Source organism: Pseudomonas sp. HMWF006 (genome assembly GCF_003061205.1).
Lineage (GTDB): Bacteria > Pseudomonadota > Gammaproteobacteria > Pseudomonadales > Pseudomonadaceae > Aquipseudomonas > Aquipseudomonas monsensis.
On the sequence record NZ_QAIU01000133.1, the window covers coordinates 1 to 7,665 of the forward strand.

Below are 7,665 nucleotides of genomic sequence, written 5' to 3' on the forward strand. Positions count from 1 at the left end.
TCATCGGCCAGTGCTTCGGCGCTGATCGCGGTGGCGGGTAATTCGGTTGCCGCACAGGCGAAACCGCTGGACAGAAAGGCAGAAAGCCCAAGCGTGACGGGCGTAAGACGGAACGGGGCAGGCATTGAAAAGCGCATCCGGAAGGGTGGAAGAATTCGAGTGCGCGAATGGTAATGCTTTGCATTTGCTCTCGTTAATTATTCTTTATAAGTTCCCTTGTCTGATTGTTTCTATTTGTGTCTGCGTCGATACACGCGGAACGCTCGACCGATTCGACCGATTGGCGCAACAAACTGAAAGCCGTTCCGGCGTTTTTCCGCAACGTCCCAGGAATTAATCTGCCGGCATCGACTTTTTCTGATTTGGCGGAGCTTACCGATGATTCTTCACTACATTTACGACCCCTTATGCGGCTGGTGCTACGGCGCCAAGCCTCTGGTGCAAGCGGCGCAGCAGGTGCTGCCAGTGATGGCCCATGCGGGCGGCATGATGAGCGGCGCCAACCGCCAGAACGTTTCGCCGCAGTTACGCAATTACGTGATGCCCCATGACCGGCGTATCGCCGAATACACCGGGCAGCCTTTCGGCGAGGCATATTTCGAAGGCTTGCTTCGCGATCACTCGGCCGTCTTCGATTCGACCCCGCCGATCGCTGCCGTGCTGGCGGCCGAGGCCATCGACGGACGCGGTCTGCAGATGCTTGGCCGCTTGCAGACAGCACACTATGTAGAGGGGCGGCGGATTGCCGATGCATCGGTGCTTTCGGCGTTGGCGGTCGAGCTGGGTTACGACGCCGAAGACTTCCGCGCAGCATCAAAGTCCGTGGCCACCGAAGCCCATATAAAAGCCACGCGCCAGTTGCTCGCTCAGGTGGGCGGGCAGGGCTTTCCAACGTTTGCCCTGGAACAGGACGGCCAATTCACGTTGCTCGACATCAGTCCCTGGTTGGGCAAGCCGCAGGCGTTTGCCGAATGGTTGGGGCAGGCGGTCGCGGTCGATGGCACGGGCGAGTCCTCGTTGTCCTGCGGCCTCGACGGTTGCGCCTGATCGAGTATTGATTCACTGGCTGGCGGCGTTTCCGTGCAAGGACTCAGCGCAAAATTTACGTTTTTTAGACGTTTTCTGCCTATTTAAAGACGATTCTTGAAATTGACACATTGTTCAGGGCGCGGCTACGATTCGGCCCCAACGCCTGTGGCCAACCGCCATGACTCAAAATAAGGAGCAGGCCCGCCATGACTTGGTTGTGGGCGGGTCTTTTTGTTTCGGGGTGAATACAAGAGTGCAAAAGCGCCGTTTCAGCCGTTCGACACAGCGCGTTTCAACCCGTAATAAGGAAAACAAAATGTTGAACAAGCGGATCAGTCTGATCGCACTGGGGATGTTGAGTGCTACACAGGCCATGGCTAACGACCAGGCCGAGTCCAAGGGTTTTGTGGAAGACAGCAGCCTGAAAGTGCTGCTGCGCAATGCCTACATCAATCGTGATTACAAAGACGGTAACAAAGACAAGGCCGAATGGGGTCAAGCGGCCATCGGCACGTTCTCGTCCGGTTTCACCCAAGGCACCGTTGGTGTGGGTGTTGACGCGTTCGGTCTGTACGCACTGCGTCTGGACGGTGGCAAGGGCCGCAGCGGCGCCGGTGGCATCGACTTCTTCAAGCAAGACAACAGCGGCAACCCGGCTGACGATCTGGCCAAGGGCGGCGCTGCGGTGAAGTTCCGTTTCTCCAATACCGTGCTGACCTACGGTGACCAGATGCCGGCCCTGCCGGTGCTGAACTACGACAATTCGCGTCTGCTGCCGGAAAGCTACACCGGGACCCTGATCACTTCCAAAGAGATCAAAGGCCTGGAACTGAACGCCGGTCGTTTCACCGCCGAATCGCGCAAGAGCGATGAAGGCCGTGACAGCGGTGGCCTGAAGTCGATCAACGTGTTGGGCGGTAGCTACCAGTTCACCGAGCAGTTCAAGGCGGCGCTGTACGCGTCCGACGTCGAAGATGTGCTGAAGAAGCAATACGTGAACGCCAACTACGTGTTCCCGATCGACAAGGATCAGTCGCTGACCCTGGACTTCAACGGCTATCGCACCAAGCTGGACGATTCCTACGTCCGCGAAAGTGGCGCTACCGGCGACGACAACAAGATCTGGAGCCTGGCAGCCACTTTCGCCACCGGTCCGCACTCGTTCACCGTGGCCCACCAGCGCTCCACCGGCGACAGCAACCTGGGCTACGCCTACGGCGGCTACCAGAAAGATCAAAATCGTGTTGGTGACGGTGGCAACACCATCTACCTGGCCAACTCCTACTGGTCCGACTTCAACGCTGAAGACGAACGCAGCTGGCAACTGGGCTACGGCCTGGACTTCGGCGCATTCGGCGTACCGGGTCTGAGCTACAACTTCGCTTACGTGCGTGGCGACAACATCACCACTTCCACCAGCGAAGGCGGCACCGAGCGCGAAATCTTCAACCAGTTCAAGTACGTCGTGCAAAGCGGTCCGGCCAAAGACCTGAGCGTGAAGTTGCGCAGCTCGATCCTGCGTGTGTCGCAGAAATCCAGCGAATACAACGTAGGCGGCAACGAAGTACGTGTGTTCGTGGACTACCCGATCAACATCTTCTGATGTTCGCTACGGTGTAACACACATGAGAAAAACCCCGACTGGCTCGGGGTTTTTTTTGAGCGGTTTTTTGCTGAAAAGCAGGAAAAACCCGTGTTTTTGTCATGTAAAAGTTGTTTTTAAGTCGCTTCAAACGCCGTTTCAATCAGCGCTTTAAATGCCTGAAATTCTTTCTCATGGACGCAAAATCTCCACCTAATAGATTAGGCCGCTCAATGCAGCGGAGATTTTGGTAATGATCGTTTTGAACAGAGAAGTGGGCGAATCGCTACGGCGCGACAAATATGTCAACGTCCAGGGTGGTGACTTCAATCTCTACGGTCATTTCGCCGACTTCGTCAGACTGACCAAAAGTTGGGAAAACATGGAGCCTGACAGTTACTACGGTCAGGCCGAAGCCGGCATGCGTTACCGTCGTTACAGCGACTTTGAGTACAACCCGAAAACCCGCGAGCTGAAGCAACTCGAGCATCGCGCCTACGTGCAGTCCAAAGAAAACAACGCTTACGTTGGCGGCGTGGTTCGCCACTTCCAGGACTTCTCCGATGAAGTAATCACTTCGCCGGTGATGCGCAGCCTGATCGACACCGATTTCGAAGTGTACAAAAGTGTGCTGCCGGAAGAGCTGCACGATGAAATCTGGCAATGCCAGATTCATCAGATCCGCATCGAAATCAAACCCGGCAAGCAACTTGAGATTACGCCGGAAGGCATTCACTGCGACGGTTATCCGTTCAGCGGTGTGCACTTCTGGGGTCGCAACAATGTCGAGGGCGCGGAAAGTCGTTTGTACGACATCCATGAGAATCAATTGGCGTCGACGACCTACAAGGAAATTCTCGACACCACCTACTTCCTCGATCGCGACATGCGCCACTACGTCACGCCGGCCCGCAACACCCACACCCATGCCATGGCGTACCGGCAGATTCTGGCGATCTCCTTCTCGCGGCCCGGGACCGCTTTCGACATTGTTCGCTAATCAGATCACCCCAATCGACGGCGTCGAATGCTCGACGCCGGTGGTGCTGCGACGCGCCACGGCCAAGGATGCGCAGCGCATGGAGCGCTTCTTCCGCCAGTTCGACGAAGTGTCCTTTTGCGAATGGCAGGACGCCAAGTGCCTGCGCGGCGTGTTGATCCAGAAAACCACCACGGCCTATCTGGCCTTCGACGTCGCCGGCGAAATCGTCGGGGCGGTGCTGGGCGGCATGCTCGGCAGTCGCGGCACAATCAACCATCTGGCCGTCAGTCCGCGCTACCGCAGTCAGGGTGTCGGTCAGCGTCTGGTTGAAGCGGCGTCTTCCGACATGAAGCGGGTCGGTGTGCTGCGGATGTTCCTGTTCGTCGATGATGCTAACCTCGCGGGCAAGCGATTCTGGGCTGCCCAGGGTTTTTGCGAACCTCACGGCGAGCGGACATTTGAGAGGGATCTATGAATGAAACGTCCGGCAGTGCGCCGCTGATGGTCACCCCTCAGCCGTCGCGCACGTTTGCCGAAGCCAGCCCCGTGGTTGCCGGATACTTCACGGTGTCGTTCGTGTTCGGACTGATGGCCGTCAACGCCGGCCTGCCGATGTGGCTGCCGGTGGCGATGTGCTTGTTCGTCTACGCCGGTGCTTCGCAATTCGCGGCGCTGGCACTGATCTCCAGCGGCGCCTCGCTGACCACCATCGTGCTGACCACCTTCCTGATCAACGCGCGACACATGCTGATGTCGGTGTACATGGCCAAGGCCCTGCGCGCCCTCGGTTTGAGCCGCATGGAGCGCTGGGCTTACGCCGGTGGCCTCACTGACGAGTCTTTTGCGTTTCACAGCGTCAAACTCGGCACTGGCGCGCCGGTCAACATCCGTTACCTGATCGGCTTCAACCTGTTCTGCCACACCTCGTGGGTGCTGGGTGGGCTGCTGGGTGCGGTGTGTGCGCAATATGCGTCGCACCTGATCAAATACCAGCTCGACTACGCACTGACCGCGATGATGCTCTACGTGCTGGTGTCGCTGTGCAACACCCGCAACAAACTCATCGCCGCCGCGGCTGCCGTCGTCTGCATGGGCGCGCTGAGCCTGGTCGGCAGTTCGCCGTTCAATGTGTTTATCGCCACGTTTGTGGGCTGCGGAGTGGGTGTATGCCTGACCAAACGTTCCTGATTCTGGTGGTCGCGCTGATGATGGCCGTGACCTTTCTGCCGCGCGCCTTGCCGCTGCAAGTCAACACCGAGCACTGGCCACCCTTCGTGGCGCGGGCGCTGGAATACTTGCCGGTGGCGATCGTCGCTGCGATCAGCCTGACACCCCTGTTGATCAAGGATCAGCACATACAGCTCGATCGCCCGGAATTTTATGCCGCGATTCCGACGCTGTTATGTGCGTATTTCAGCAAAAACCTCTTTCTCAGTGTGGCGGTTGGGACGGCTGCGTACATTGCGCTCGGCTCGTTCATGTAGCGGCAGATCGACGACATCGTTGAGTGCCTGGCTCGACAACTCCGGATTGTTCACCGCCAGGCGCACTTCGAGGAAATCCTCGAACCCGGGGAAAATCGTCAGGCCGTTCTTTTGCGCGGCCTCGCGCGAGACCATGCCGACCGCATCCATCTGCGTGATCAGCGACAACGTCAGGGTTTCGCTGCACGAATAGACCATGCGCTGGCCGTTTTCGTGATTGCCCAGACCGGCGTCGAGAAAACGCAAAAAACTGTGGGAATACGGACAATCCTCCGCGGGACGCACCTGAAACTTGTTGCCCAGTAACGTCAGTGGATCGTTTTCCTGGCCGCAATGCGCACCGACCACCTGCACCTGCACATCCGGCAGGACGATGCTCGGCAACCCCGGGCGCTGCGGGCCAATCAACACCGCCAGATCGAAGTCCTCATTCTTCAGCTTGCTGAGGTTTTCCATCGACTCGGCGTAGCTGAATTCCATCTGGTAATCGGGAAATACTTCGATCAGGCGTCCGATCATGCGCCGGTTGAAGTCAGCCGATAACGTGTTGTTCAACGCGACCTTCAAGGGGCGCTGGCCTGGCACCTTGAGTGCCTCGACTTTTTCTTCCATCTGTCGCGTGGCGATCAGCACTCTGTCCATATACGGCGTGAGCTCGGTGCCTTGCGGCGTCAGCGTCAGACCTTTGTTGGAACGTCGAAACAAGCGGAAACCGAACTGCTCTTCGACCTTGTTCAACTGCGCGGCCAACGCCTGCACAGTCAGGCACGAATGCTCGGCTGCGGCCGACAAGGAGCCGGTCTGCACGATGCGCATGAGGTTGCGTAAGGTTCTGCTATCCATGGGTAATGCCCTCTGAAGTGGGCTGGGTATTGTTGTTTACGAGACTGCCGATCCGGCGCCATATGCCGGCTATATTCCTGTACCTGAGCATAGTTGTCGCGGATTTAGTAGCGAATTGATGTCCCTGCCGATGGCTGGAAGCTGACACAGGATCGGGATTTTTGGTGACATGGGGGTGATGAAGGTCAAAAAATACTGACTTGAAATAACAATTCTTGGCTTTTCCCGGGATGTGATCAAAGGAATGAATTGATTCATTTACGGATTAAAAGAAAACAAATATCCGTATCTGTACTAGGCTTGAAGGCATGTCACTCAGCAATGGAGGCGGCCGTGCCTACCTCATCCCCAGCCCTAACCCCGCGTGAACAACTCGACGTCCCCGAAGCCGGGCGTGTTGCGTTGAAGTTCTTTTTCAACCTCATGGAGCGCTGGGGCTGCAACGCCGAGCAACAGCGCACGTTGCTGGGCGGCGTCGGCAACACCACGTTCTACAAGTACAAACACCTGCCGCCGAACATTCGCCTGCCACATGACACGCTGGAGCGCATCTCCTATCTGATGGGCATTCACAAGGCGTTGAGCATCATCTTCAGCAACAGTCGCGAGCGCGCCTACACGTGGGTCAGCAGTCCAAATACGGCTGCGCCATTCAATGGCCGAACGGCGCTGGATTACATGCTGGCGGGCAGGGTGGTCGACATCGCCGACGTGCGCCGTTACCTCGACGGGGTGCGCGGTTGAAGGCCCCGCCGCTGGCCGAGCCGCAATGGCCCAAGGCTTATCGGATCGTCAACAGCAGCTTCCCGCCGATTGCGCTGTTTGAAGATGTGCTTGACCCCGAAGACCTGGAAATCGCCTACGCGCTGGAAGCACTGACCAACGATCGCCTGATCGAACAGGCCGGCGTCCTCGCCCGCGTGCGCCCCGAAGACCGACTCTCCGGTCCCGGTTCAACCCCGGTGATGGCGGCGTTTACCCACATCGGCAAAAGCAGCCGTTTCACCGACGGCACCTTCGGCGTCTACTACGCCGCCAGCAGCCAGGCCGCCGCTATTGCCGAAACCTGCTATCACCAGGAACGGTTTCTCGCGGCCACCCACGAAGCGGATCTTGAGTTGACCCTGCGTACTTACGTCAATCGAGTGGTCAAGCCACTGCACGATGTGCGTCACGACTTTCCCGATTTGCATCAACCCGATCCAGACGCCTACGGCCCATCCCAGGCGTTTGCCCGACAACTGCGCGACTCTGAATCCTGGGGCCTGCTCTACAACAGCGTCCGTCTGCCGGGCCACGAATGTGTCGCCGCGCTCCGGCCGCCGGCGGTGTCGATTCCGAAACAGGGCAAGCATCTTCGTTATGTGTGGAGTGCGAGCCAGCGCAGGATTTCGTTTGTCTTTGAGATCAGTCAGGTTTGAAGCGCGAGGCGCTCCACGTGTGATCGACAGGCCGCTCGCAGCCGACCTTGATCAACCGAAGGAAAAAAGTCAGCGATGCTCAATGAACTGGAGCAACTCCAGAAGGACTTGCTGGAATCTATACGTCAGATGAAGGCCGGAAAGGCTGGACGTGTCACCACGGTGCCGAGCCCTGCACCGGCAGAAGCACGTCACTCGTAGACGAGCGATCCAGATTAACGACAATTTGGTAGTACACAGCCGTTAGAGGCAATGTGGACGTAATGTGGACGTTCCAGAAACAACAAAGCCCCTGCATTTCTGCAGGGGCTTTGTTTTGTATGG

General features: G+C 57.7%; 9 protein-coding genes and 1 pseudogene. 9 read left to right on the top strand and 1 reads right to left on the bottom strand.

Translation table 11 applies throughout. The features are described 5' to 3' along the window. Positions 1 to 378 precede the first annotated feature (378 nt). The 6 genes from DBR24_RS05125 (at position 379) to DBR24_RS05150 (ending at position 5,077) form a co-directional block, all read left to right on the top strand. Positions 379 to 1,047 carry a DsbA family protein gene (locus DBR24_RS05125; RefSeq protein ID WP_128614099.1) on the top strand — a complete coding sequence of 223 codons (669 nt, stop codon included), beginning with the start codon at positions 379 to 381 and terminating at the stop codon, positions 1,045 to 1,047. Between the two features lie 298 nt (positions 1,048 to 1,345). Then, positions 1,346 to 2,632 (top strand): OprD family porin, encoded by a 1,287-nt coding sequence (locus DBR24_RS05130; protein WP_123470598.1) that lies wholly within the window; start codon positions 1,346 to 1,348, stop codon positions 2,630 to 2,632. A gap of 232 nt (positions 2,633 to 2,864) precedes the next feature. Continuing rightward, positions 2,865 to 3,611 (top strand): 2OG-Fe dioxygenase family protein, encoded by a 747-nt coding sequence (locus tag DBR24_RS05135; protein ID WP_123470600.1) that lies wholly within the window; start codon positions 2,865 to 2,867, stop codon positions 3,609 to 3,611. A gap of 79 nt (positions 3,612 to 3,690) precedes the next feature. After that, entirely contained in the window at positions 3,691 to 4,068 is a 378-nt protein-coding gene (locus DBR24_RS05140) for a GNAT family N-acetyltransferase (RefSeq protein ID WP_016986309.1), read from the top strand. After that, the gene (locus DBR24_RS05145) at positions 4,065 to 4,781 is read left to right on the top strand and encodes an AzlC family ABC transporter permease (RefSeq protein WP_123470601.1); all 717 of its coding nucleotides are present in this window, start codon (positions 4,065 to 4,067) and stop codon (positions 4,779 to 4,781) included. The genes DBR24_RS05140 and DBR24_RS05145 overlap by 4 nt, the downstream gene beginning before the upstream one ends. Next, positions 4,760 to 5,077, top strand: coding sequence for an AzlD domain-containing protein (locus tag DBR24_RS05150; protein ID WP_007952614.1), 318 nt, complete (start codon positions 4,760 to 4,762; stop codon positions 5,075 to 5,077). Before DBR24_RS05145 ends, DBR24_RS05150 begins: the two co-directional genes overlap by 22 nt. On the opposite strand, the gene DBR24_RS05155 is transcribed toward DBR24_RS05150, so the two are convergent. Then, entirely contained in the window at positions 4,994 to 5,920 is a 927-nt protein-coding gene (locus DBR24_RS05155) for a LysR family transcriptional regulator (RefSeq protein WP_123470603.1), read from the bottom strand. The two genes, DBR24_RS05150 and DBR24_RS05155, sit on opposite strands and share 84 nt — an antisense overlap. A 333-nt stretch (positions 5,921 to 6,253) precedes the next feature. On the opposite strand from DBR24_RS05155, the gene DBR24_RS05160 reads away from it, so the two are divergent. From DBR24_RS05160 to DBR24_RS31490, 3 genes and pseudogenes are all read left to right on the top strand, one after another. Further along, entirely contained in the window at positions 6,254 to 6,664 is a 411-nt protein-coding gene (locus DBR24_RS05160; RefSeq protein ID WP_007961687.1) for an MbcA/ParS/Xre antitoxin family protein, read from the top strand. Further along, a complete protein-coding gene (locus DBR24_RS05165; RefSeq protein WP_128614100.1) occupies positions 6,661 to 7,341 on the top strand; it encodes an RES family NAD+ phosphorylase in 681 nt (226 codons plus the stop codon). Before DBR24_RS05160 ends, DBR24_RS05165 begins: the two co-directional genes overlap by 4 nt. Positions 7,342 to 7,416: 75 nt before the next feature. After that, positions 7,417 to 7,533 (top strand): annotated as a pseudogene (locus DBR24_RS31490) (transcriptional regulator); the annotation flags it as partial. Positions 7,534 to 7,665 lie beyond the last annotated feature (132 nt).

Coding starts and splice junctions, on each gene's coding strand:
- DBR24_RS05125 (WP_128614099.1), top strand. CDS start 379: ATGATTCTTCACTACATTTACGACCCCTTATGCGGCTGGTGCTACGGC.
- DBR24_RS05130 (WP_123470598.1), top strand. CDS start 1,346: ATGTTGAACAAGCGGATCAGTCTGATCGCACTGGGGATGTTGAGTGCT.
- DBR24_RS05135 (WP_123470600.1), top strand. CDS start 2,865: ATGATCGTTTTGAACAGAGAAGTGGGCGAATCGCTACGGCGCGACAAA.
- DBR24_RS05140 (WP_016986309.1), top strand. CDS start 3,691: ATGGAGCGCTTCTTCCGCCAGTTCGACGAAGTGTCCTTTTGCGAATGG.
- DBR24_RS05145 (WP_123470601.1), top strand. CDS start 4,065: ATGAATGAAACGTCCGGCAGTGCGCCGCTGATGGTCACCCCTCAGCCG.
- DBR24_RS05150 (WP_007952614.1), top strand. CDS start 4,760: ATGCCTGACCAAACGTTCCTGATTCTGGTGGTCGCGCTGATGATGGCC.
- DBR24_RS05155 (WP_123470603.1), bottom strand. CDS start 5,920: ATGGATAGCAGAACCTTACGCAACCTCATGCGCATCGTGCAGACCGGC.